We start from the raw sequence: 24738 nt of genomic DNA, 5'->3' as shown, positions 1-24738 counted from the left end.
TCATAAAAAACTGCACCTTACTTTGTTGAGTGTCCAACATTTGGGGTGCAGTTCATATCGCCGCCCGGCTTTATGATTCGTGCTGCGGATATTATAAGTGCACAGGCACCAGAATTTCAGTGGCCACAATCACCACTACCAGCCCCACCAGCACCGGTACAGAAGTACGTTTTACCACTTCAAAAGGTGATATTTTTGCCATACCGGCTACTGCCACCACCACACCCGACACCGGGGATAAAGTACGTCCCAAATTCGAGGCTTGCAGCATCGGGATAACCAGATAGGCCGGATTTATGCCCATTTGAGCTGCCAGTTTCGGGATCAATTCGACAAACGCATAAAACGGCGCATTACCTGACCCGGTTGTCATTGCCGCCAGCATAGTGATCACCACCAGTACCAACATCATAATAATGCCACCGGTGCCAAAAGATTGAGCCAATCCAATCAGACCGCTGATAAAACCGACAGTGCTCAGCCCCTGCGCAAATACCCCTGCGGCGACCAACAGCATCACCACGGTGGCGAATGCATCAGCCATACCGCGGTAAGCGACCTCAAGGCCGGTAAATACGGTTTTTGCGCTAAAACTGCGGATGAACTCAATCACTGCGGCAGCCAGCATACAGATAACCAAGACCGTGATGATATGCAGCTCTGGCCCCCACTTACCATCAAAAATCAGCACGCCAATAATGGGGGTGAAAGGTAAAATGGCATAAAAGGCTGGCGCATTGGTGGTGATGTCGTTGACATCCATCATCTCATGCTTTTCCTGGCTTTTATTATCCAGATAGCGCTGCCAGAAGAAGTGGGCGATAGCCATACAGACAATCGCGGCAATAGAGATGGGTAAGGTGGTTTTGAAGGCGAAATCGACCAGTGGCATTTCAGAGGCTTTTGCCGCCAATACCACGTCACCAGACGTTGGAGCCAGAATAATAGCTGCCGGTGAGGCGCAAATGGCTGCTGCTGCGCCACGACTAATGCCCACATTGACCATCACCGGGAACAGTGTCGCCATCAGCAGCACCCCTAGCCCGGTTGCAGATGACACAGCCAAAGACATCAGGCAGGCCACAATATAAGCCGCAACCATCAGTAAATAGGGGGAGTTGATCATTTGTAGTGGTTTAGACGCAATCTTGACCACCACATCATTCGCACCGATATGCGTCATATAAGCCGCAAAACCACATAACATCATGATCATCATGCCGAGATCGCCACCACGGCTCATCAGCAGGATTTTGACATACTCAACGATGTCCGTCGCACGCCAACCGGTTGAGGTCGCGCTGGCGGGCAATACGTTTTTGCCCATCAGGGCGCTGATAATTAATAGTAATATACCACCGACCATCAGCACACCGGTTGCTGAATAGCCCTTAATGATATAACGGCCTACGCCAACGGCCACGACAATCCCAATCAAAAGATCTAACATATACCCTCTCTCACCGAATACTCGCCTGTTGCTGTGTATACCCTGTATTTTTGGCGCTGCAATATTGTTCGCGATACGCCAAATGCTTTAGGTATAAGTCTTTATTGTTGTTAAAACGCAGAAATAATTGTTAAAACGCAGAAATAGCCCTGCACTCTGCCCATAGTCCATGGGCGAGTTTATGACATCTATCAATTATTCGCAGAGATTTTAGAAACAAATATCAATTTGTGAGCAGAAGGGAGAATTTTATATTTAGAACAACGAGATTGGCGAACAAGAGTACAACAGAAATATAACAAACAAGCCATCATCTCCGATAAGCATAGCGACTTATCGGAGACCGCTCGCGTTTTAAAATTTATCGATCAACTTTTTAAGATCCTGACTACCGCGGCTGGACTGATTACGCTCAGCCCAATCATTGAGTGCTTTTTTAGCGCGTTGTTGTAATTCACCGCGCAATAGTTGCTCGACATTCAATTGGTAGCTGAGCTGAGTCCATGGCCCATATATACGCAGTGGAATATCGGTATTTTGTAATAGCCTGACCAGGTTATCTTGCCCACTCCAGCCTTGCAGCACCCGCACAGACAAATTCATGTCACACCGTTGTGCCGGTAAATTAAGCGCGCCGCTACCTTTAATGGCGATCAGCTCTGAATCCGCGATGAGATTACTGATTTTCATTGCCCCACGATTGAGTGCCAGATTCGCTTGCAGCTGTTTAACCTCTGTGTAACGCTCGTAACGGTCTTGACCTTTAACATCACTGGAGCTGCGGGTAACCGCTTGCTGAATAAGCTGCTGGATATTCAATCCCTCCAACCGTGCACTGTTCATGCTGAACTGCGCATCACCTTTCCAGCGGTGGTTGAATGACTCAACATTGAGGCCATCCCCCGACAACTGCGCCTTCAGGGAGAATTTACCCGTCATCACCGCTGGTAAACCCGCCGCCTGTAATACCGGTGCCAGTTCCATATGATTTATCACGGGATTGACACTCGCCAGCACCTTTTTACCCGTCACATCCAGTGATCCAGGTAGTGAAAAATCACCGCCCAACCCACTGCCCGTTAAGCGGCTAATCTGCACATCACCGCGCTGATTTGCCCCTTGCAGATGCAATTGATTGACGGTAATTTCGCGATAAACCAGATTATTTGCAGTGAGTGAGATTTGTGCGTTGAAGTCACGTAACGACTGCAAGTCCTGCCCAACATCCTCATCTGCCTGAATCGCGATAACCGGAGCTGTCACGGTAGACTGTTTGCCCGCATCTTTACTGACGGCAGTGCTTTTCGGCTCCCAACCAAAGATAGTGTCAAGGTTGAGATTATCGGCGGCAAGATTGATGGTGTAATCGGGGATGTCGCCCAGAGTGGCTTTAGCACTCCCGGTCAACTGGTTGTTATTGGCGGAGAAACTCAGCTGGTTTAACAATAATTGCTGAATATCACTTTGATAGCTGGCTTGTAATGTCCCCTCACCACTCACGCCACCAACAGGAATATCCGCACCTTCCAATTTATAGGCGAATTGGCTGATATTGGCGCTGAATTGCTGCGGGTAGTGCCGCATATCGGCATCAGCGACCATGGAAAAAGTCACATCCCGCTGATTACGGTTAACGCGGCTGGACAGGGTGATATGCACTTGGCGCTGATCGTCTTGTTTCAGCTCAAGATTGAGATCGCGGACATTGACCTGATCATTATCTGTTCGCTGCCAGATTAGCAGGCTATCGGCTATCTGGACTTTATTGATATCGAGCTTCCAGGCGCGGTGCTCATTGAGTGGCGCACTGCCGGATGGCGCTACTGGTGCGCCGGGCTGCTGCTGAGGCTCACTGTCTGGTGTTAAGCGGATAACCGCCCCTTTCAGCATCACCTGTTTGACATCAAGTTGGTGTGACAGCAGCGGCCACAGTTTGACATCAAGGCGCATGTTTTCAGCACTGACAACCGGCGCTGTCGCGCCCGGTGCGGTCAGTGCAGTTCGGCCAACAATAATGCTGAGTTGTGGCCAGACATGCCAACGTAAGTCGCCCTCCAATTGCAGGTGATAGCCACTTTTCTTCTCGACCTGTTTGACCATGTAAGCACGGAAATCATTAGGATTTACCAGCAATACTAATGCGCTCATTCCTGCCACGATGACAACCAGCAGAATAATTAACGTCGTCAGCAATCGTCTCATGACATCCTCTGTTGTCTAAACAAACTAAAAGTCTAAACAAGCTAAAAGTCTAAACAGGCTAAAATCTCAGCGAGAAAAATGGCTAGTCTTTATCGATCCGACTGGCCACCGCACCTTGTTGACCTCGATATTTTGCATCCTGACGGCTATTGTAAGGGCGGGCAGCCGGACCGGAGAGTGGTTCAAAACTCAGTGCGCCAATGAGCATTCCTGGGCGCAGCGCCAACGGCAATTTACCTGAATTATAGAACTCCAGCACGATCTTGCCTTGCCAACCGGGATCAATTCGGTGTGCCGTAACATGTACCATCAACCCAAGGCGGGCCAATGAGGAGCGGCCATCAAGCCAACCGACCAGATCATCGGGGATAGTCACTGACTCCAACGTCACCGCTAGTGCCAACTCCCCCGGATGCAGGAAGAATGCCTCCCCTTCTGGCAGATTGATCTCATCACTCATGACCCGTTCTAGCGCGGCGCTGACTTCATCTTTCGGGCCGCTTAAGTCAATAAATGCCGCCGTGTGGCCGGTGAAAACACGAAACTGATTACCTAAGCGAACATCGACCGTGGCACCATTGATACGTTCTACCGGTGGACGAGGATCAATACCCAATTTACCGCTGTCCAGCCAAGCTTCTATGTCACGATCGCACAGTCTCATTGCCAAAATCTCCATCAAAATTCACATGTTACAGCTGTATACTACGAAAGCTGCCATATTAAGCAGCAAAGGTCCAGACGAACATTACTCAAAGAACTGACTGATTTTCGCTTTTAGAATATCGATCGCAATTCGGTTCTTGCCGCCGCGCGGAACAATAATGTCAGCATATTGTTTGGATGGTTCTATAAATTGCAGAAACATTGGGCGCACAGTTTTCTGGTATTGAGCCATAACTGAATCCATTGAGCGGCCGCGTTCATTAACATCACGCTTCATCCGGCGCATCAGACAGATATCCAATGGAGTGTCGACAAAGATTGAGAAGTTCATCTCTTGGCGCAGGCGAATATCGGTTAGCAGCAAGATCCCTTCCAGAATAATGACTTTTTTCGGCTCTAAATGGACGGTCTCTTTTTTACGGGTGTGCTCAGTGTAGCTGTAAAGCGGTAATTCAACGGACTTACCCGCTTTCAACCATTGCAAATGTTCCAGCAATAAGTTGTGGTCCATGGCGCTGGGGTGGTCATAGTTGGTTTTGACCCGCTCTTCCATCGACAGATGACTCTGATCTTTGTAATAACCATCTTCAGGGATAACACCAATATGTTGGTCACCGACCTGATCGCGCAATTCACGATATAAGGTGCTCGCGATAAGACTTTTACCGGAGGCAGAGGCACCGGCTATCCCAATAATGACGCACTGGTGTGCTTTGTCAGTCATAAAATTAAAGACCTGATTACGAAGTGTGAGGGGGAGACAAAGCACGTGAGGTGCTTCGAGCGCGCCAATTATAGGGAGTTAGCCGGTTCGATGCCAGCCCTATACCCTGCGTACTTGAAATTACAGCGGTGTTGACCGCGCTCACTTCCCGAATCACTGACCTGTGTCAGCTCATCGGGATGCATTCGTTTGCCGCCTACCTGTAATTCCAATAACGCCGATATATCAATAAAGCCGCTTCTATACCGCTCGGAATGAGATTTCCGTTGGGATCGCTTCACCTTGCCAGTACATTTCTGCGGCAACATTGGAGGCCAACTGGCGATAGATATCAGCAAATTCACTATCAGGGTGGCTAATAACTGTTGGTTCGCCACGATCAAGGTCTTCGCGCAGTGAGATATGCAGTGGGATTTGACCCAATAGCTTGCAATGGTATTTCTGCGCCAGTTTCTCGGCACCACCAGTACCGAAAATAGGCTCCAGATGGCCGCAATTGCTGCAAATATGCATACTCATATTCTCCACGATACCCAGCACTGGCACATGAACTTTCTCGAACATCACGATGCCCTTCATGGCATCTATCAAGGCGATATCTTGTGGGGTTGTCACCACCAGCGCGCCTGTCACCGGAATGTTTTGCGACAATGTCAGTTGGATATCACCGGTCCCCGGCGGCATATCAATCACCAAATAGTCCAGATCCGGCCATAGGGTATCTTGTAGCATCTGCATCAAGGCCTTGCTGGCCATTGGGCCGCGCCACACCATGGCGTTCTCGTCTGTCACCAGATAGCCGATGGAGTTAGTCGCCAGACCATGGGCGATAATCGGTGCCATGTGCTTGCCATCAGGTGAGGTTGGCCGCTGATTCATAGTGCCCAGCATGTTCGGGATCGAAGGGCCATAAATATCAGCATCCAAAATACCGACTTTCGCCCCCTCCTCCGCCAATGCCAGTGCCAGATTCACCGCGGTGCTCGATTTCCCTACGCCGCCTTTGCCGGAGCTGACCGCCAGAATATTGCGCACCCCTTTGATGCCCGGCTGGTCATTGGCGCGTTTTAGCGTGGTGATGTTGTGCGATAGCTTCCAGTCAATGGCTTTAGCGCCAGTTACGGCCAACAACTCTTCACTGACGCTCTCTTTCAAAACGTCAAAACCAAACTGCCAGGCAAAAGGCATCACCAGCTCGATATGGAGCACATTGTCCAATAAGGCACAGTGATGAATGGCGCGCAGCGTGCCGAGATCCTTTTGCAGGGTTGGATGAATAAAGGCGGTAAGAACCTTTGAAATTTGTGATTGCAGCAGATCAGCGGTGGTCTGCTCAGGGGATTTTTGGCTCATCCCGGCTCCTTGAATTTATCGTTATTAACCTATGGATAATAACAATAGTGTACCAGAACTCGTTAGCGCCTGTGTGGGCCGAATAGTGAGAAAATCGGCTCAGGCCACATAACCGTCAGGGTTAATAACCAAATTGACTGAAAACAGGTGAAAACCTATTCGTTATGACTTAAGGCAAGATGCCGACCGCCTTACCCTAGCGGCAAACCGGCTTATCGGTTAACATCAAAGACCCTTTAATCGACATAAAGAAAGCAATTTCCCACTATGGCTCAAGTCGCGAAAAAAATATTGGTGACGTGCGCGCTACCATACGCTAACGGTTCTATTCATCTCGGTCACATGCTCGAGCACATCCAGGCAGACATCTGGGTCCGTTTCCAGCGAATGCGCGGCAACCAGGTTCATTTTATCTGTGCAGATGATGCTCACGGCACTCCAATCATGTTGAAAGCTCAGCAATTGGGTATCGAACCGGAGCAGATGATTGCCGAAATGAGCCAGGAGCACCAACAGGATTTCGCCGGTTTCGCTATCAGTTATGATAACTATCACTCCACCCACAGTGATGAAAACCGTGAACTGTCGAGCCTGATATACAGCCGCCTGAAGGCAAACGGCTATATCAAAAATCGCACAATTTCTCAGCTCTATGATCCTGAGAAAGGCATGTTCCTGCCCGATCGTTTTGTTAAAGGCACCTGTCCGAAGTGTAAAGCGCCAGATCAATACGGCGATAACTGCGAAGTCTGCGGCGCGACCTACAGCCCGACGGAACTTATCGATCCGAAATCTGCTGTTTCCGGTGCTACACCGGTGATGCGCGAATCTGAGCACTTCTTCTTCGATCTGCCTGCATTCAGCGACATGCTGCAAGCCTGGACGCGTTCCGGCGCACTGCAAGAGCAAGTTGCCAACAAAATGCAGGAGTGGTTTGAATCGGGTCTGCAACAGTGGGATATCACCCGCGACGCACCTTATTTCGGTTTTGAAGTGCCAGATGCGCCGGGTAAATATTTCTACGTGTGGCTAGATGCACCAATCGGTTATATGGGGGCGTTTAAAAACCTGTGTGACAAACGGGGTGATTTGGACTTCGATGAGTTCTGGCGTGAAGGCGCTGAAACCGATCTTTATCACTTCATCGGTAAAGACATCGTTTACTTCCATAGCCTGTTCTGGCCGGCGATGCTGGAGGGCAGTAACTTCCGCAAACCCACCAACCTGTTCGTCCATGGTTATGTCACGGTCAACGGCGCAAAAATGTCGAAATCCCGTGGCACATTCATCAAAGCGGGCACTTACCTAAAGCATCTGGATGCCGATTGCCTGCGGTATTATTATGCCGCGAAGCTCTCTTCCCGCATTGATGATATCGATTTGAATCTGGAAGATTTCGTCCAGCGCGTTAACGCCGACATCGTCAACAAAGTGGTGAATCTGGCCTCCCGTAACGCCGGTTTTATCAACAAACGTTTTGCGGGCAAGTTAGCCGACCAACTGGCAGATCCCGCGCTGTATAAAACCTTCACCGATGCAGCTGTCAGCATTGCTGATGCCTACAACAGCCGCGAATCAAGCAAAGCAATCCGTGAAATCATGGCGCTGGCTGATGTTGCCAACCGCTATATTGATGAGCAAGCACCTTGGGTGGTGGCGAAAGAAGAGGGCCGTGACGCCGAGTTGCAAGCCATCTGCTCTATGGGCATCAACTTGTTCCGCGTGCTGATGACTTATCTGAAACCGGTATTGCCATCCCTCAATGAACGTACTGAGGCTTTCCTCAATACCGAACTGACGTGGGATAGCATTGAACAACCGCTGCTGGGCCACCAGATTAATGGCTTTAAAGCGCTGTTTAATCGTATCGATTTGGACAAGGTAAACGAGATGGTCGCCTCTTCTAAAGAAGATATGGCGGCGACGGTGGTGGCAACCGGCCCATTAGCCGATGACCCGCTTCAGGAAGTTATCAGCTTCGATGATTTTGCTAAAGTAGATATGCGTATCGCGCTGATTCAACAAGCAGAATTTGTCGAAGGCTCAGATAAGTTACTGAAACTAACCCTGGATATCGGTGGCGAAACCCGCCAGGTATTCTCTGGCATTCGCTCGGCGTACCCGGATCCAAAAGTGTTGAAAGGCCGTTTGACCATGATGGTGGCAAATCTGGCTCCACGCAAAATGCGCTTCGGTATTTCTGAAGGCATGGTGATGGCAGCAGGCCCTGGCGGCAAAGATATCTTCCTGCTCAGCCCAGACGCTGGCGCTCAGCCAGGTATGCAAGTGAAGTAAAATAGAGTGATTTTACCACTATGCCGATGAGGGAGACCTGATCGGCATTTTTTTTCCTTTCCCGCATAGTTATCAGTGGTTCCCGTCACCCGCCCCTTAAGTCCCCCCGCCCTCGTCTTTGCTGCTTGTTTAGGCCATCCAAACTAAAAGATATAACGCGATCGAAAAATTCATAACAAAGTTAATTCCTTATCAAAAAAGTTATGGTTATGATGCTGCACAGAGACAGATAGACGTCTAGACACAAAGATAGCTATAACAACAACAGCAACACACACATTGCCTAACTTATCGACACCATGACGGAGTTCCGGATGAAAAAAATTGCTTCCCCATTACTGGCCCTGAGCCTGCTGACGGCCCTGCCGGCATTCGCTGCGGACACCGCCACGCTAGCCTCGATCCCTGATGCTATCGCCAAACATCAAGGGCAGATTAAGATCGCGGTGATCCGTAATTTGGGGTCTGACGACAACACTACACAGTTTCTCTCTGGCGTGTTGAAAGAGGGCAAAAAGCTCGGTTTCAAGGTGGATACTTTCTTGAGCAACGGTGATGACGCCCGTTTTCAGGACTTTGTGAATCAAGCTATCAGCCAAAAATATGATGGCATTATTCTTTCTCAAGGCCGTGATCCTTACTCAACTGAGCTGGTGAAGCGCATTGCGGCCAGCGGCATCGCCGTCTCGGTGTTTGACACCGCGATCCAGGGCGAGATCCCCGGTCTGACAGTGACTCAGCAGGATGATGCTTCCCTCACCAATGAATCCTTTGGTCAATTGGTCAAAGACTTCAATGGCAAAGCCAATATTATCAAACTGTGGGTGGCCGGTTTCCCACCAATGGAGCGCCGTCAGGCGGCTTACCAGGCGCTGCTGAAACAGCATCCGGGCATTAATGAGCTGGAGTCTATCGGCGCTGTCTCTTCGGATGTTCAAGGTGATACCGCCAATAAAGTGGGTGCAGTATTGGCGAAATACCCGAAAGGCAAAATTGACGCTATCTGGGGTACTTGGGATGCATTCTCTCAAGGCGCTTATAAAGCCTTACAGGAGAATGGCCGTACCGAAATCAAACTGTACAGCATTGATATCTCGAATCAGGATCTGCAACTGATGCGTGAAGCCAATAGCCCGTGGAAAGTCAGTGTCGCCGTAGACCCTAAACTGATCGGTGCGGTGAACTTGCGTCTGGTTGCCAAGAAAATTGCGGGTGAAGCCACACCTGCCAGCTATGAGTTCCGCGCCGCCTCCATTCCTCAAGCATTGCTAGCCAGCCAACCCGGCCCGGTTAACGTGGCCGGTTTGAGTAAAATCATTCCCGGCTGGGGCCAATCTGATGACTTTAACTCACCCTGGTTTGCCACCCTTGCGGCTAAAAACGCGCAGTAACGGCCAGCAGTCACGGTAGAGAGTCACGGTAGCTAATCACAGTAAGCAAGGGGCCAACATGGCCGATTGATTTGGAGTGAAATAGATGGCAACACAAGGAACCTTGCCGACACCAGAATACAGCCGCAATATGCGGCTGATTGGTCATAGCGATCAGGGCGGTAAACCAGATGGTGTGCAGGTCATGGTACATCGTGGTTACGCCTATGTCGGCCATATGGTGTCACAAGGGGTATCGATTATTGATGTCCGGGACGCGAAAAATCCGCGCACTGCCGGTTTTATCGCCGCACCCGCCAATACCTGGAATGTACACTTACAGGCCCATGATGACCTGCTACTGGTGATCAATGCCCGCGACCTGTTTGCTGAGGCCAGTTTTGCCGAAGAGAAGGTCTATTACACCCGCTCGGTGGCACAGACCCTCAGCACCCGTCAGGAGGGCCGTAACTGGAGCGCCGGATTACGTATTTTTGATATTTCGACACCGGATAAACCGCGCGAAATCAGCTTCCTGCCGCTTGATGGCATCGGCATTCACCGCATCTGGTACGTCGGTGGGCGCTGGGCCTATGTCTCTGCGCTACTCGATGGCTACAGTGATTACATCTTCCTAACCATTGATCTGGCTGACCCACAAAACCCCCAGGTTGCAGGTCACTATGCGCTACCCGGTATGCACACTGCCGCCGGTGAACAAGCCAACTGGCCAGAGGGCAAACGCTACGCACTGCATCATGCCATTATCAGTGGTGACACGGCCTATGGCAGTTGGCGCGATGGTGGACTGACCCTATTGGATGTCAGTGATCGGCACGCGCCCAAACTGATTAGTCATCGTAACTGGAGCCCTCCTTTTGGCGGTGGCACCCATACCGCGCTGCCACTGCCCGACCGCGACCTGCTCGTGGTGCTGGATGAGGCGGTACTGGATAATCAGGAAGATGGTGAGAAGCATATCTGGCTGTTCGACATTCGCGAGCCAAGCAATCCGGTGAGTATCTCGACCTTCCCCATCCCTGATGAGCGGGATTATGTAAAAAAAGGTGCACATTTTGGCCCCCATAACCTGCATGAAAACCGCCCGGGTAGTTTTATCAGCTCATCACTGATTTTTGCCACTTATCAGAATGCCGGTGTCCGCGCTTATGACATCAGCAACCCCTATCAGCCGAAGGAAACTGGCGCTTTGGTGCCCGCCGCACCGGAAAAAATGATGGATAAACGCCCCGGTCGCCCGCAAGTCATTCAGTCATGTGATGTATTTGTTGATGCGCAAGGGATTATCTACAGCACTGATTATAATGGTGGGCTATCAATCATCGAGTACTTAGGTTAAAAATCCCCTTCGCCCTTGAAGTTGCAGGGGTGTTAGCTACGCGCGCTTACCCGAATCACTGACCTGAGTCAGCTCATCGGGATGCCCTCGCTTGCTGCCTACCTGCAACGCCAATGACTTTGGGCAAGCTTATTACTGGCAGCTCTACTGTTTGCAAAATATATTTCCGCGCCCCCCTCTCTCTTCTCGCCGCAATAGTCTAATGTAATTGGTTGAGCTGCTGTCGTCGTGCTGTGCGCGTGCCATTTTTATTAGAAAATCCGCATAAAAACAGTTTGTTATCCAAATAATTACAAATAAGAAAATACCATGAAAGGATTTCCATCGCGTGTCACCAATCTGCTGATTGCTTCGCTGGTGTTAACCATTGGTCGAGCCGTTACCCTGCCCTTTATCACCATTTATCTTGCTGAGCATTTTCAACTGGCGCCGGATAAAGTTGGGCTAGTGCTAGGGGCGAGTTTGACATTGGGTATTTTCACCAGTCTATATGGCGGCTATCTGGTGGATAAATTCAATAAAAAGCAGTTGATCTTGCTGGCAATCACACTGTTTGCGGCCACCTTCTTTACACTGCCGTGGATAGAGCATCCGGCCTGGATTATCTTGATTTTGGCCCTGCTGCACTCGGCTTACTCGGTCTATGGCATCGCCATTAAAGCCTGCTTTGCCGACTGGCTACCGGTCAACGAACGCATCAAAGCCTTTTCTGCCAACTACACGCTAGTCAATGTCGGTTGGGCGGTCGGCCCGGCGTTAGGGGTATTAGTGGTCAATATCGGCCCGCAAGTGCCATTTATCATTTCAGGCGCACTGGCATTGCTGGTTGCCATCACCCTAAAATTCAGGATTAGTAGCACCGATATGTCAGCCGCTAAACCGACACTGACCGAACCCGCACCTGATTTTCGCCAAACATTCCGCATCTTGCGCCACGATAAGCGACTGATTTATTTCACCCTCGGCGGCATGTTTAGCGCAATTGTCTTTGGCCAATTCTCCGGCTATTTATCGCAATATCTGATTACCGTTGCCGATGCCCAATTTGCCTATCAGGTGATTGGGGCGGTCATGACCGTGAATGCCGTGATTGTGATCACCCTGCAATACCTATTGAGCCGCCGCATGAACCAGCAGAATTTAATGCGCTGGTTGATGCTCGGCACCCTGTTCTTTATCATCGGATTGCTTGGGTTTATGGTCGCGCAGGACTCAATCCCGTTATGGATGCTGGCAATGGCGATCTTCTCATTAGGCGAGATTATTGTTATTCCGGTCGAGTACTTGTTTATTGATTTTATTGCGCCCGCGAATCTTAAAGGCAGTTACTATGGGGCGCAAAATCTCGGTCAACTGGGCGGGGCTGTTAACCCCGTGCTTTGTGGTTTTCTGTTAGCCTATACTGCGCCGCAGATGATGTTCTATATGCTGATTATCGCGGCTATTCTCGGACTGGCCTTTTTCTATCGCGGTTATCTACTGGCTAAAACACCCGATGCTGGCCGCCAGCAGAATCAGTCGTGATTGGCATAGTTCCATTAAAATTATTCATAGTGTGATGGCTGGCACATAACCAAAGTTAATTGTATGATGAATACATTCCGTTACTCAGGACCCTCTCTATGCGCAATGTGACTTCACTTTGCTGGCAGTATTTGCGGGCTTTCGCCATTATTTACCTCTGCCTATGGATCGGTAAATTTGTCGCCTTGCTACTGCCCATCACCATCCCCGGCAGTATCATCGGTATGCTGATTCTGTTTACTCTGCTTGCATCGCAAATCTTGCCCTCAAGCTGGGTTAAGCCCGGTTGCCGCATACTGATCCGCTACATGGCGCTGCTGTTTGTCCCAATCGGTGTCGGCGTGATGCAGTATTACGATCAACTCACCAAGCAATTCGGCCCCATTGTCGTCTCCTGCTTTGTCAGCACCCTGATCGTGATGTTAGTGGTGGCGTATAGCTCACATTATGTCCACCGCGAGCGCAAAGTTATCGGCTCTCCAACCCATACGGAGGATGACAAATGATCAGCAACTTATGGTGGTCACTGCCACTGACCTTAATTGTCTTCTTCGCTGCCCGCTATCTGGCCCGCTGGCTAAAAATGCCGCTGCTTAACCCATTATTGATATCTATGGTTGTGATCATTCCATTGCTGTTGGTCACACAGATGCCCTACGCCAACTATTTTGCTGGCAGCAAAATCCTAAATGACCTGCTACAACCGGCGGTGGTGGCATTGGCTTTCCCGCTCTACGAACAGTTGCATCAAATTCGCGCGCGCTGGAAATCCATCATAACCATCTGTTTTATAGGCAGTATTACTGCCATGGTGAGTGGCACCGCCGTGGCCCTGTGGATGGGGGCGACACCCGAAATTGCCGCGTCAGTATTGCCTAAATCGGTGACAACCCCCATCGCCATGGCAGTGGCCGAATCTATTCATGGTTTACCGGCTATCAGTGCGGTATGTGTGATTTTCGTCGGTATTCTGGGGGCGGTATTTGGTCACAGCTTGCTGAATTTATTGAAAATCACCACTAAAGCCTCGCGAGGTTTGGCGATGGGGACGGCTTCCCATGCTCTGGGTACCGCCCGCTGTGCTGAGTTGGATTATCAGGAGGGCGCGTTCAGCTCGCTGGCACTGGTTATCTGCGGGATTATCACCTCACTGGTGGCCCCATTCTTATTCCCAGTGCTGCTGCATCTATTTGGCTAATTGCCCGTCCCTGACGGCGGTTAATCACCAAAAATAATGCATAAATTTGAGATACATCTCTCACTAGTTATTTTACTTGCATAAATTTCATATATAACGGGATCTGAATCACACTAATAGCCTCCTAAGCTGCCTAAAATAGCTTCCCGTTATAATTGGAGAAAATCCTATGCAAGCACGTTTTCACGCCCCTTGGGCTGAGCTGCCCGCTGCACTGCAATCCGCACTTGAACCTATTCTGAGCGCAAACGATTTCCCTGCCATGCTGACCGCCGATCAAGTGAAAACGGTGAAAGAGATCAGTGAGTTAGATGACGATGCGCTAGCTTTCGCATTGTTACCACTGGCTGCCGCTTGCGCACTCACGCCTATATCCCACTTTATGGTCGGTGCCATTGCTCGCGGGAAAAGCGGCAATCTCTATTTCGGTGCCAATATGGAATTTAGCGGCGCGCCATTGCAGCAAACCATCCATGCCGAGCAGTGTGCGGTCACTCACGCCTGGCTACGTGGTGAAACCGGTCTGGTCTCCATTACCGTCAATTACACGCCTTGTGGCCACTGCCGCCAGTTTATGAATGAGCTAAACAGTGGCACTGACTTGCAAATTCATCTGCCAGGCCGCCCTGCGTCTACGTTGGGCCAATATCTACCGGATGCCTTCGGCCCGAGAGATCTGGCGATCACCACCCTGCTAATGGACCCGGTGGATCATGGTTACTCGGTGGCAGCAATCGATCCTCTGACACAAGCCGCACTTCATGGCGCTAACCATAGCCATGCTCCTTACAGCCTTTCTCACAGTGGTGTTGCCGTCGAACTGGCTGATGGCACGATTTACACTGGCCGTTATGCTGAAAACGCGGCATTCAACCCAAGCCTGCCACCACTGCAAGCCGCATTGATTCTGACGAATCTCTCCGGCAAAGATTGCGGTGCTATTCGCCGCGGAGTGCTGGTTGAAGGTAATAACGCGATTTTAAGTCAGTGGGATGCCACCCATGCAACACTGGCGGCCTTAGGTTGCTCAGAGGTCAACCGCGTCACTTTTTAATTTGGTTATTTTTTAAGCCAAAAAGAGCTAATTTTCTGGGGTTATATCGTTAACCCCAGTTCACCAAACAACACATTCCCGCCGTTAATAACTAAATCTGCAAGATAACTCGCATTTCTACCAGTGACCGACATATTTAACTAACAAAAGCTGTACATATTTCTCTTATCTTTTAGGATCTGGGCAACTACCTGATAACGTCAACTATCTGATAACGTCTAAGAGTAAAACTCATGGAACTTGAATACGAAAGTAAGCGCCCCCTCTATATCCCCTACGCCGGTCCTATCCTGTTAGAATTCCCTCTGCTGAACAAAGGCAGCGCCTTCACCAACGATGAGCGCAACCATTTCAACCTGCACGGCTTATTGCCGGAAGCGGTTGAAACCATTGAAGAACAAGCAGAGCGTGCTTACCGGCAGTATCAGGATTTCAAAAACGACGACGATAAGCATATTTATCTGCGCAATATCCAGGACACCAACGAAACCCTATTTTATCGCCTGCTGGAAGCTCATCTCAGTGAGATGATGCCCATTATCTACACGCCAACTGTTGGTGAAGCATGTGAACACTTTTCGGATATTTATCGCCGTGCACGTGGGTTGTTTATCTCCTACCCCAATCGTGAACACATTGACGATATGCTGCAAAACGCCACCAAGCAAAACGTTAAAGTTATCGTGGTGACCGACGGTGAACGTATTCTTGGCCTTGGCGATCAGGGCATTGGCGGCATGGGTATTCCAATCGGTAAACTGTCACTCTATACCGCATGTGGTGGCATCAGCCCAGCGTATACTTTGCCAGTGGTATTAGATGTTGGCACCAATAACCCACAACGACTGAATGACCCGCTGTATATGGGCTGGCGTCATCCGCGTATTTCCGGTGACGAATATTATGCTTTCGTGGATGAATTCATCCAGGCAGTAAAACGCCGCTGGCCAAATGTGCTATTGCAGTTTGAAGACTTCGCTCAGAACAATGCCACCCCGCTACTGAACCGCTACCGTGATGAGCTGTGCTGTTTCAACGATGATATCCAAGGTACAGCAGCAGTGACCCTCGGCAGCCTGATTGCCGCCAGCCACGCGGCAGGCAGCCAGTTGCGCGACCAAACTGTCACCTTCCTTGGGGCCGGATCTGCCGGTTGCGGTATTGCAGAACAGATCATCGCGCAGATGATTTCAGAGGGGTTGAGTGAAGAGCAAGCTCGCGGGCGGGTCTTTATGGTTGACCGCTTCGGCCTGCTGACCGACAAGCTGCCGAATTTGTTGGCTTTCCAAAGCAAATTGGTACAAAAAAGTGATGCGCTGCAAAGCTGGAGTTTAACCAGTGACTCAATTTCACTGCTGGATGTGGTGCGCAATGCCAAACCAACCGTGCTGATTGGTGTTTCAGGCCAGCCGGGGCTGTTTACGGAAGAGTTGATCCGCGAGATGCACCAACACTGCCCACGGCCAATCGTGATGCCACTCTCCAACCCGACATCACGGGTTGAAGCTCGGCCAGAAGATATCATTAACTGGACTGATGGTGCCGCGCTGGTCGCGACCGGTAGCCCATTCTCACCGGTTAGCTATAAAGAGAAACTCTATCCGATTGCTCAGTGCAACAACTCCTATATCTTCCCCGGTATTGGCTTAGGTGTGCTGGCATCCGGTGCCAAACGTGTCACCGACGGAATGTTGATGGCCGCCAGCCGCGCATTAGCAGAGTGCTCACCGCTGGCACTTAACGGCGAAGGCGCGTTACTGCCCAATATCGATGATATTCAGGCCGTATCAAAAACAATAGCCATGCAGGTCGGCAAAGCTGCGCAGTTACAAGGTGTCGCTATTGTGACCTCAGAAGAAGCACTGGCGAAAGCCATTGAGCATAACTACTGGCAACCGCGGTATCGCACTTATAAACGCACCTCGTTCTAAACCTAATTCGGCCTGTGCTTCGGCATGGGCCGAGTAATGAGCGCAGCCAACACACCTGCAGCTTGAAAGATGACAATTATCCCCAATAGATTTCGAGTTGCAGGAAGGCGGCAAGCAAGAGAATCCCGATGAACTTACATCAGTAAGTGATTCGGGTGATTGAGCGCAGCCAACACACCTGCAGCTTGAAAGATGATGGGGATAGGTATTGCGCAACATGGACGGGTACAGTAGCCTTGCAACTATCACCAGTGAGTTGAATGCATCGAAGGCCAGAGAATGTGGAAACGCCTGATTATTAGCTTAATTATCATCGCAGGGTTGCTGATGGTCACAGCTATTGCGCTCGATCGCTGGATCAGTTGGAAAACTGCCCCCTTTATCTATGACGAGCTACAAGATTTGCCCCACCGACAGGTTGGCGTAGTACTAGGCACCGCCAAATATTATCGTACTGGTGGCATTAATCAGTTTTATCAATATCGCATTCAAGGCGCGCTAAATGCTTATAACAGCGGTAAGGTTAGCTACTTACTGCTCAGTGGCGACAACGCCCTGCACAGTTATAACGAGCCGATGACCATGCGCCGTGACTTGATCGCCGCCGGTGTTGCACCGGCTGATATCGTGCTGGATTACGCCGGTTTCCGCACACTGGACTCCATCGTCCGCACGCGAAAAGTCTTTGATACCAATGATTTTATTATCATTACTCAACGCTTCCACTGCGAACGGGCGCTGTTTATCGCTCAGTATATGGGAATTCAGGCGCAATGTTTCGCTGTACCATCGCCAAAAGATATGCTCAACGTTCGAGTACGCGAAATCTTTGCCCGCCTTGGTGCGCTATCTGATCTCTATATCCTGAAACGCGAACCCCGCTTCCTCGGGCCATTAATCCCTATTCCGGCGGTACACATCATACCGGATGACGCCCAAGGCTACCCCGCCGTCTCGCCCGAACAACTCGTCGAGCTAGAGCACCGACTGGCGCAAGAGAAACAGAAAACCACCCCCCCCTGAACCCGCAACAAAATGAGTTCTGGCAGACTGCTGACAAAACCCGATGACTCGATCTGGAACGGAGAGGACGGGTAGAAGAGTAAAGCGTCCGCGCCAGGGATGGCGCGGCTCGAGCCTCTAGGGACGGATTGACGGCGTCTTTACGATCTAGCTGTTCTCTCCGCAACCGGCACTTTGTCAATAACCTCGTTCTGGGTTTGGTTTTTGAATAGGTTTGGTCTTCGCCTTTGATCTTGAGCGCAATTAGAGGATGGGGAGGTGATCGCTTCGGTTGACATGAGATCGGTGTTCACTTGGCCTCCCGCGCCTCAACCGCCAGCAAAAACTAATCCCTTTGCCCCAAAAACAGCCCCACATCACTCTCAACCTCCCCCATCTCCTGCAACAACTGCAAGGTCTCCAGCGCCTCATCCTCATCCAGCCGACTCATCGCAAACCCCACATGCACCAACACCCAATGGCCGATCAATGCCGCGCTGGCCTGTGCATCCTCGGCCACCAGCATAATATTGACACTGCGCCGCACGCCGCACACATCCACCCACGCTGTACCCGCCTGCGTCTCATCCAATGCCACAATTTGCCCTGGAATACCTATACACATAATCTGGCCCCGCTCTCTTCCCGCCGCACTGTTCTAGCTATAAAAAGTAAACTCATTCCACCTCCAACCGCTTAATCATCACCCCATCATCCGCGGCACCAAGACGTAAATGGCTCCCCGCGCACAACGGGCAGCGCGTCACTTTGCTGCTAAGCAAATTAACCTCCTGCTGGCAGTCGTGGCACCACACCTGCGACTGCTGCTGGCTAAGGTGTAACACGCAGCCTTCCGCCAGCGTGCCACGACACACCAGCTCAAAACAGAACACCAATGCCTGCGGCTCGACACAGGAAAATGCACCAGTCTCCAGCCACACGCCGGTAATCCGCTGCGCGCCATGCAGTCGCGCCTGCTGCTCCATCATGGTAATCGCGTTTTGGCACAAGGTTATCTCATGCATGACTCTGCTGCTCCTGTGGTGATTACTTTGTGCGAGGTATTGCTTTGTGCCAAGTGATGCAAAGAATATGCCAGCAATACAGTGCTTTTTCGTAGTTCGTTACCCGATATAACAATCTGATAAATAAAGTTATTAGCCAGGTTTTCTGCACGACAGATTCATCATGCGAATAATCACTGTCGAAGTGTCATCGTCGAGCATGGCTTTCGTCACTAATGTCGACACTTCAGGCTGGCAACCATCCTGTTTTTACGGCCTTTTACCTCTCGGTTCACTCGCTGCCATTGGCCTAAGCCACAGCCAACGGGCCTCCACGCGGCTTTTCCCGCCGCCGCTACCGTGCTGGCACAAAATATGCTTTAGATCTGGGAAATGATCGCTATCAGCCTGACTGTCACCAGCTTTTTGTCCCGGAGGGTATGGCTATGAACCGCTTTGTGATTGCGGAGCCGAGGCTTTGTATTGGATGCAATACCTGCATGGCTGCTTGCAGTCAGGTGCATAAAGCCGAGGGTTTACAAGAGCATCCCAGATTGACCGTGATGCGTAACGCCACGGTTACGGCACCAATTCTCTGTCGCCACTGTGAGGATGCGTGGTGTGCACGGGTTTGCCCGGTCAATGCCATCACCCTGACCAATAACTCGGTTGAATTGGATGAAACCACCTGCATCGGCTGCAAACTCTGTGGCATCGCCTGCCCATTTGGCGCGATCACCCCGGCGGGCAGCAAACCCTTGGCGGTGCCGGAAACTTTCCCGGAATACATTCCGATGACCGAACTGTCCGATGTGCCGTTCAGCCCAGCCAACATGAACCCACTCCTCGCCTGGAACGCGGGGGTGCGCATGGTGGCGGTGAAATGTGACTTATGCCGCTTCCAGCCCCAAGGACCGGAGTGTGTGCGGGTCTGCCCGACCAATGCCCTGATACTAGTGGATGAACAGAGCATTGAACAGGCGAATCGGACTAAGCGCATGGCGGCGGCCAGTGGGTTAGCAAATGACCTGCCCTTTATGGCTATAGACAGCGCCCCCGCCATCTCTCACGAGGAGCAGAAAAGATGATGACTTCACTTGAGCTATTGTGGCTCTCTTTATTGCTCTATCTGGCAGGCGCGCTGCTCTCTTTACTGTTGGCACGGCGCGAAACCCTCGCGATTTATGCCTCTGGGCTGGCTTCATTGCTAGGTGGCATAGCCGGTCTGTTGGCCGCCGCGCCCACCTTGCTGGGTGGCGACATTATTACTTTTGCCACTGCGGGGCCATTCCCCTTCGCGACATTCAGTCTGCGCCTTGACCCATTGGCCGCCTTTATGCTGCTGGTGATTTCATTGCTGGTGGTGATAACCGCACTCTACTCATTGGCCTATGTGCAGGAGTACAAAGGGCGCGGTGCCTGGGGTATGGGGGTGTTTATGAACCTGTTCATCGCCTCGATGGTGGCACTGGTGGTGGTGGATAACGCCTTCTATTTCATCGTGTTTTTCGAAATGATGTCGCTGGCCTCATACTTCCTGGTGATCGCCGATCAGGACGACGATGCCATCAGCGCCGGTCTACTCTACTTTCTGATTGCCCATGCCGGTTCGGTACTGATTATGGTCGCCTTCTTCCTGCTCTATCGCCTCAGCGGCAGTCTGGAGTTTGCCGCCTTCCGGCAGGCGGATCCGCAACCGGTTATGGCCTCGATTATCTTCTTGTTGGCCCTCTTCGGCTTTGGCGCCAAAGCGGGGATGCTGCCTCTCCATGGCTGGTTACCGCGCGCGCACCCTGCCGCCCCATCTCATGCCTCGGCCTTGATGTCCGGTGTAATGGTGAAAATTGGCGTCTTCGGCATCATCAAGGTGGGCATTGATTTACTGGGTGCCAGCCAACTGTGGTGGGGAGTGGTGGTGCTGGCATTCGGCGCGATGTCGTCGGTGTTGGGGGTGCTCTATGCGCTGGCGGAGCACGATATCAAGCGGCTGCTGGCTTATCACACGGTAGAAAATATCGGCATTATCCTGATGGGCGTCGGGGTCGGCATGATAGGTATCGCCAGCCAACAACCGGTATTGGCCGCTTTGGGTCTGCTCGGCGCGCTCTACCATCTGCTTAACCACGCCGTTTTCAAAGGGCTGCTGTTCCTCGGTGCCGGTGCCATCATCTACCGCGTGCACACCAAGGATATGGAGAAGATGGGGGGGCTAGCCAGAGTGATGCCTTACACCGCGCTGGCCTTTTTGGTCGGCTGTATGGCTATCTCGGCTCTACCGCCTTTCAATGGTTTCGTCAGTGAATGGTTCACCTATCAATCACTGTTTACCATGACCAAAGATGGCGGTTTTATGATCCGTCTGGCGGGGCCGATTGCCATCGTGATGCTGGCTATCACCGGCGCACTGGCGGCGATGTGCTTCGTGAAAGTGTACGGCATCAGTTTCTGTGGCCTGCCGCGCACCGAAAAAGCAGCCCTTGCGCGGGAGGTGCCGTGGCCGATGACCGCCGCCATGCTGCTGCTGGCGCTGCTCTGTCTGGCGTTGGGGATCGGCGCGACTCAGGTGGCTCCGGTTATTGCTCGCATTGCCGCGAGCCTGATCACTGCCCCACAAATGCCCGCTCTACAGGTGGCGCAAGGGGCGGTGCTGTTCCCGCAACATAGCTCGCAGGCGATGCTCTCCACCCTCTACATCTTCTTTGGCTTACTTATCTTGCCGCTGGTGATTTTACTGGTCGCCCGCCTCTACAAAGGCAGCCGGCTGGCATTTCGTCATGGCGGCGACCCTTGGGCCTGCGGTTATGCCTATGAGCAGGCGATGACCGTCTCCGCCGGGGGCTTTACTCAGCCACTGCGGGTCATGTTCGCCCCGCTCTACCGGATGCGCAAAAAGCTGGACCCGGCACCGATGATGCAGAGTGCGCTGGAGCACTCAATCAGCGGCGCAACACGGGTGGAACCAGTATGGGACGACAAAGTTGTGGCCCCGCTTATCCGCCTGATCCAATGGCTCAGCCAGCGTATTCAATGGCTGCAACAGGGTGATTTCCGCCTCTACTGTCTGTATGTGGTCGCCGCGCTGGTGATCCTGCTGATTGTGGCGGCTATTTAAGGAGACGAGCAATGCCAACTACTGATATGCCGGCGCTCTCTATGATTGCCTTCGCCTGTGGGCAGGCGCTTTTCATGCTGGCGCTGGCTCCGTTGATGTCGGGTATCTCCCGCATGGTGAAAGCCCGAATGCACTCTCGCCGTGGGCCGGGGGTGCTGCAAGAGTATCGCGATTTAGCCAAGCTGCTGAAACGGCAAGATGTGGCACCGGCCAATGCTGGCATCATCTTCCGCCTAATGCCCTATGTGCTACTGGGCAGCATGTTGCTGATTGCCATGGCGCTGCCGATTTTCACTCTGGCCTCGCCGTTTGGGGTAGCGGGAGATCTGATAGCGCTGCTCTATCTGTTCGCGCTATTCCGCTTCTTCTTCTCACTGGCTGGCCTGGATAGCGGCAGCATCTTCGCCGGTATCGGTGCCAGTCGTGAGTTGACGCTGGGGGTGCTGGTGGAACCGACGCTAATCCTCTCGCTGTTAGTGGTCGGGCTGATTGCCGGCTCCACCAATATCGGCACCATCAGTACCGCCCTGTCTGAGGGCCACTGGCAGTCGCCGACCGCCACCGCGCTGGCGTTGCTGGCCTGCGGTTTCGCGGTATTTATCGAGATGGGCAAAATCCCGTTTGATGTCGCCGAAGCTGAGCAAGAGCTACAGGAGGGGCCGCTAACTGAATACTCCGGCGCGTCACTGGGGCTGGTCAAGTGGGGTATCAGCCTCAAGCAAGTGGTAGTGGCGCAACTGTTCCTCGCGGTGTTTATCCCGTTCGGCAAGTTGGCGGTGCTCAGCGGCCCTGGCCTGCTATGGGCGCTGGTGGCCTGCGTTGCCAAATTGGCGCTGATATTTGTCCTCGCCTCCATAGTGGAAAACAGCATCGCCCGTGGGCGCTTCCTGTTGACCTCCCGTGTTACCTGGCTGGGGTTTGGCGTTGCCGCCCTCTCCCTGGTTTTCTATCTCACCGGTCTTTAAGGCGCTAATAACCTCATCATGGAGAACATGGCTCTTATGAACATAGCCCTTATAAACACAGCCCTTATAAACATGGCCCCGATGAATATAGCCCTGGCGACTATTTTGCTCCCATTTGCGGGGGCTATCCTCACCGCCTGTCTGCCACAGCGCATGGCGAAATGGTCCTGTACCCTCTTTGCGCTGCTGGCCACCTTGGGTACAGTGCTGTTGGCCTATGGCTACTTAGCCGGCGGGAAGATTGATGTCACCTTTGAACTGATTCATTACGGTGATATAGCGCTATTTGGTCTGACTATCGACCGCATCAGTACACTGATTGCTTTCGCCGTGGTGTTCCTCGGCCTGCTGGTGAGTCTCTACTCCACGGGTTATTTGACACTGGGGAATCGCGAGCACCCGCACGAAGGCACCAACCGCTACTACGCGCTGCTACTGGTATTCATCGGTGCAATGGCGGGTTTGGTTTTATCATCCACCCTGCTGGGCCAGCTGTTCTTCTTTGAAATCACCGGCGGCTGCTCATGGGGATTGATTGGCTACTACCAGAGCCAAAAGTCCCTGCACTCGGCGCTAAAAGCGCTGTTGGTGACTCATGTGGCGGCCATCGGCCTCTATTTGGCGGCGGCGGTGCTGCTGGTCAACACCGGCACCTTTGCCCTGACAGCGCTGGCACAGTTAGATAGCAGCACCAAAATCATCGTGTTCGGCGGTATCTTGTTTGCCGCGTGGGGGAAATCAGCCCAGCTACCGCTGCATATCTGGTTACCCGATGCAATGGAAGCGCCGACCCCTGTCAGTTCCTATCTGCACGCCGCGTCAATGGTCAAAGTGGGCGTCTATATCTTTGCTCGCGCCATCTACTCGGCGGGCGACGTGCCGCAGATTATCGGCACTGTGGGCATGGTGATGGCGGTTATCACGCTGATTTATGGCTTCTTCATGTATCTGCCGCAAAAAGATATGAAGCGGCTGCTCGCCTACTCCACCATTACCCAGCTCTCTTACATCTTCTTCGCGCTGTCACTGGCGATCTACGGCTCGAAAATGGCCTTTGATGGCGGCATTGCCTACATCTTTAACCATGCCTTCGCCAAGAGTCTGTTCTTCCTGGTGGCGGGTGCGCTGAGCTACAGCTGCGGCACCCGCATGTTGCCGAAACTCAAAGGCATCATGGGCAAAATGCCGCTACTGGGGGTGGGATTCTGTGTCGCCGCGCTGGCGATAACCGGAGTGCCGCCATTCAACGGCTTCTTCAGCAAATTCCCTATTTTTGCCGCCGGCTTCTCACTGTCGCACGAACATTGGTTGCTGATCCCGCTGCTGCTCTTGGCGCTGATTGAGTCAGTGGCGAGCTTCGGCTGGTTTCTCTACTGGTTCGGGCAAACCGTGCCGGGCAAGCCATCAGAAGAGGTCGCCAGTGCCAAACCACTGCCGCTGGCGATGCAGGCAGTGCTGGTGATACTGGTGATCATGTCAGTGTGCTCAAGCTTTATTGCCGTCGCCTGGCTCGGATAAGGGAGTAAAA

General features: G+C 52.0%; 20 protein-coding genes. 13 read left to right on the top strand and 7 right to left on the bottom strand.

Going from position 1 to position 24738, the window contains the following annotated elements:
- Window positions 1–91: 91 nt before the first annotated feature.
- The 5 genes from dcuC to apbC form a co-directional block, all read right to left on the bottom strand.
- Window positions 92–1450 carry an anaerobic C4-dicarboxylate transporter DcuC gene (gene dcuC, locus AACW11_RS17120; RefSeq protein WP_212584910.1) on the bottom strand — a complete coding sequence of 453 codons (1359 nt, stop codon included), beginning with the start codon at window positions 1448–1450 and terminating at the stop codon, window positions 92–94.
- Window positions 1451–1804: 354 nt separating this feature from the next.
- Entirely contained in the window at window positions 1805–3652 is a 1848-nt protein-coding gene (gene asmA / locus AACW11_RS17115; RefSeq protein WP_212584909.1) for an outer membrane assembly protein AsmA, read from the bottom strand.
- An 82-nt stretch (window positions 3653–3734) separates the two neighbouring features.
- Window positions 3735–4316: a dCTP deaminase gene (gene dcd, locus AACW11_RS17110; RefSeq protein ID WP_032813097.1), complete on the bottom strand. Its 582-nt coding sequence runs from the start codon at window positions 4314–4316 to the stop codon at window positions 3735–3737.
- A gap of 84 nt (window positions 4317–4400) precedes the next feature.
- The gene (gene udk, locus AACW11_RS17105; RefSeq protein ID WP_212584908.1) at window positions 4401–5042 is read right to left on the bottom strand and encodes a uridine kinase; all 642 of its coding nucleotides are present in this window, start codon (window positions 5040–5042) and stop codon (window positions 4401–4403) included.
- Window positions 5043–5282: 240 nt separating this feature from the next.
- Window positions 5283–6395, bottom strand: coding sequence for an iron-sulfur cluster carrier protein ApbC (gene apbC, locus AACW11_RS17100; protein WP_212584907.1), 1113 nt, complete (start codon window positions 6393–6395; stop codon window positions 5283–5285).
- Between the two features lie 267 nt (window positions 6396–6662).
- Between apbC and metG the strand changes: the two genes are divergently transcribed.
- The 9 genes from metG (at window position 6663) to sanA (ending at window position 18150) form a co-directional block, all read left to right on the top strand.
- Window positions 6663–8690 (top strand): methionine--tRNA ligase, encoded by a 2028-nt coding sequence (gene metG / locus AACW11_RS17095; RefSeq protein WP_212584906.1) that lies wholly within the window; start codon window positions 6663–6665, stop codon window positions 8688–8690.
- Window positions 8691–9004: 314 nt separating this feature from the next.
- Window positions 9005–10081, top strand: a complete 1077-nt coding sequence (locus AACW11_RS17090) for a sugar ABC transporter substrate-binding protein (protein ID WP_212584905.1) — start codon at window positions 9005–9007, stop codon at window positions 10079–10081.
- Between the two features lie 85 nt (window positions 10082–10166).
- Window positions 10167–11420, top strand: coding sequence for an LVIVD repeat-containing protein (locus tag AACW11_RS17085; RefSeq protein ID WP_212584904.1), 1254 nt, complete (start codon window positions 10167–10169; stop codon window positions 11418–11420).
- A 309-nt stretch (window positions 11421–11729) separates the two neighbouring features.
- Window positions 11730–12944 carry an MFS transporter gene (locus tag AACW11_RS17080; protein WP_212584903.1) on the top strand — a complete coding sequence of 405 codons (1215 nt, stop codon included), beginning with the start codon at window positions 11730–11732 and terminating at the stop codon, window positions 12942–12944.
- Between the two features lie 98 nt (window positions 12945–13042).
- Window positions 13043–13450 carry a CidA/LrgA family protein gene (locus AACW11_RS17075; protein ID WP_212584902.1) on the top strand — a complete coding sequence of 136 codons (408 nt, stop codon included), beginning with the start codon at window positions 13043–13045 and terminating at the stop codon, window positions 13448–13450.
- On the top strand, window positions 13447–14142 hold the full coding sequence (locus AACW11_RS17070; RefSeq protein WP_032898525.1) for a CidB/LrgB family autolysis modulator: 696 nt from the start codon (window positions 13447–13449) through the stop codon (window positions 14140–14142). The genes AACW11_RS17075 and AACW11_RS17070 overlap by 4 nt, the downstream gene beginning before the upstream one ends.
- 169 nt (window positions 14143–14311) lie before the next feature.
- Window positions 14312–15196 (top strand): cytidine deaminase, encoded by an 885-nt coding sequence (cdd, locus tag AACW11_RS17065; protein ID WP_212584901.1) that lies wholly within the window; start codon window positions 14312–14314, stop codon window positions 15194–15196.
- A gap of 233 nt (window positions 15197–15429) precedes the next feature.
- Complete coding sequence (locus AACW11_RS17060; protein WP_212584900.1) at window positions 15430–17127, top strand: NAD-dependent malic enzyme; 1698 nt, start codon at window positions 15430–15432, stop codon at window positions 17125–17127.
- Window positions 17128–17406: 279 nt separating this feature from the next.
- Window positions 17407–18150: an outer membrane permeability protein SanA gene (gene sanA / locus AACW11_RS17055; protein ID WP_212584899.1), complete on the top strand. Its 744-nt coding sequence runs from the start codon at window positions 17407–17409 to the stop codon at window positions 18148–18150.
- Between the two features lie 325 nt (window positions 18151–18475).
- Here sanA and AACW11_RS17050 read toward each other — a convergent pair whose 3' ends face one another.
- Together AACW11_RS17050 and hypA are read right to left on the bottom strand one after the other, a co-directional pair.
- Window positions 18476–18754: a HypC/HybG/HupF family hydrogenase formation chaperone gene (locus tag AACW11_RS17050; RefSeq protein ID WP_212584898.1), complete on the bottom strand. Its 279-nt coding sequence runs from the start codon at window positions 18752–18754 to the stop codon at window positions 18476–18478.
- A gap of 52 nt (window positions 18755–18806) precedes the next feature.
- Window positions 18807–19154 carry a hydrogenase maturation nickel metallochaperone HypA gene (hypA, locus tag AACW11_RS17045; protein ID WP_212584897.1) on the bottom strand — a complete coding sequence of 116 codons (348 nt, stop codon included), beginning with the start codon at window positions 19152–19154 and terminating at the stop codon, window positions 18807–18809.
- Between the two features lie 425 nt (window positions 19155–19579).
- Between hypA and AACW11_RS17040 the strand changes: the two genes are divergently transcribed.
- From AACW11_RS17040 to AACW11_RS17025, 4 genes are all read left to right on the top strand, one after another.
- Window positions 19580–20221, top strand: coding sequence for a 4Fe-4S dicluster domain-containing protein (locus tag AACW11_RS17040; RefSeq protein ID WP_212584919.1), 642 nt, complete (start codon window positions 19580–19582; stop codon window positions 20219–20221).
- On the top strand, window positions 20218–22245 hold the full coding sequence (gene hyfB, locus AACW11_RS17035) for a hydrogenase 4 subunit B (protein ID WP_212584896.1): 2028 nt from the start codon (window positions 20218–20220) through the stop codon (window positions 22243–22245). Before AACW11_RS17040 ends, hyfB begins: the two co-directional genes overlap by 4 nt.
- Window positions 22246–22256: 11 nt before the next feature.
- Window positions 22257–23210, top strand: coding sequence for a respiratory chain complex I subunit 1 family protein (locus AACW11_RS17030; protein ID WP_212584895.1), 954 nt, complete (start codon window positions 22257–22259; stop codon window positions 23208–23210).
- 81 nt (window positions 23211–23291) lie between these two features.
- Window positions 23292–24728, top strand: a complete 1437-nt coding sequence (locus tag AACW11_RS17025) for a hydrogenase 4 subunit D (RefSeq protein ID WP_212584894.1) — start codon at window positions 23292–23294, stop codon at window positions 24726–24728.
- The last annotated feature ends 10 nt before the right edge of the window (window positions 24729–24738 follow it).

It is taken from the genome of Yersinia sp. Marseille-Q3913, from assembly GCF_963892745.1.
Taxonomy (GTDB): Bacteria; Pseudomonadota; Gammaproteobacteria; order Enterobacterales; family Enterobacteriaceae; genus Yersinia; species Yersinia bercovieri.
Note: the sequence above shows the minus strand (reverse complement) of the source record. Positions and strands in the feature narration are given on the sequence as shown.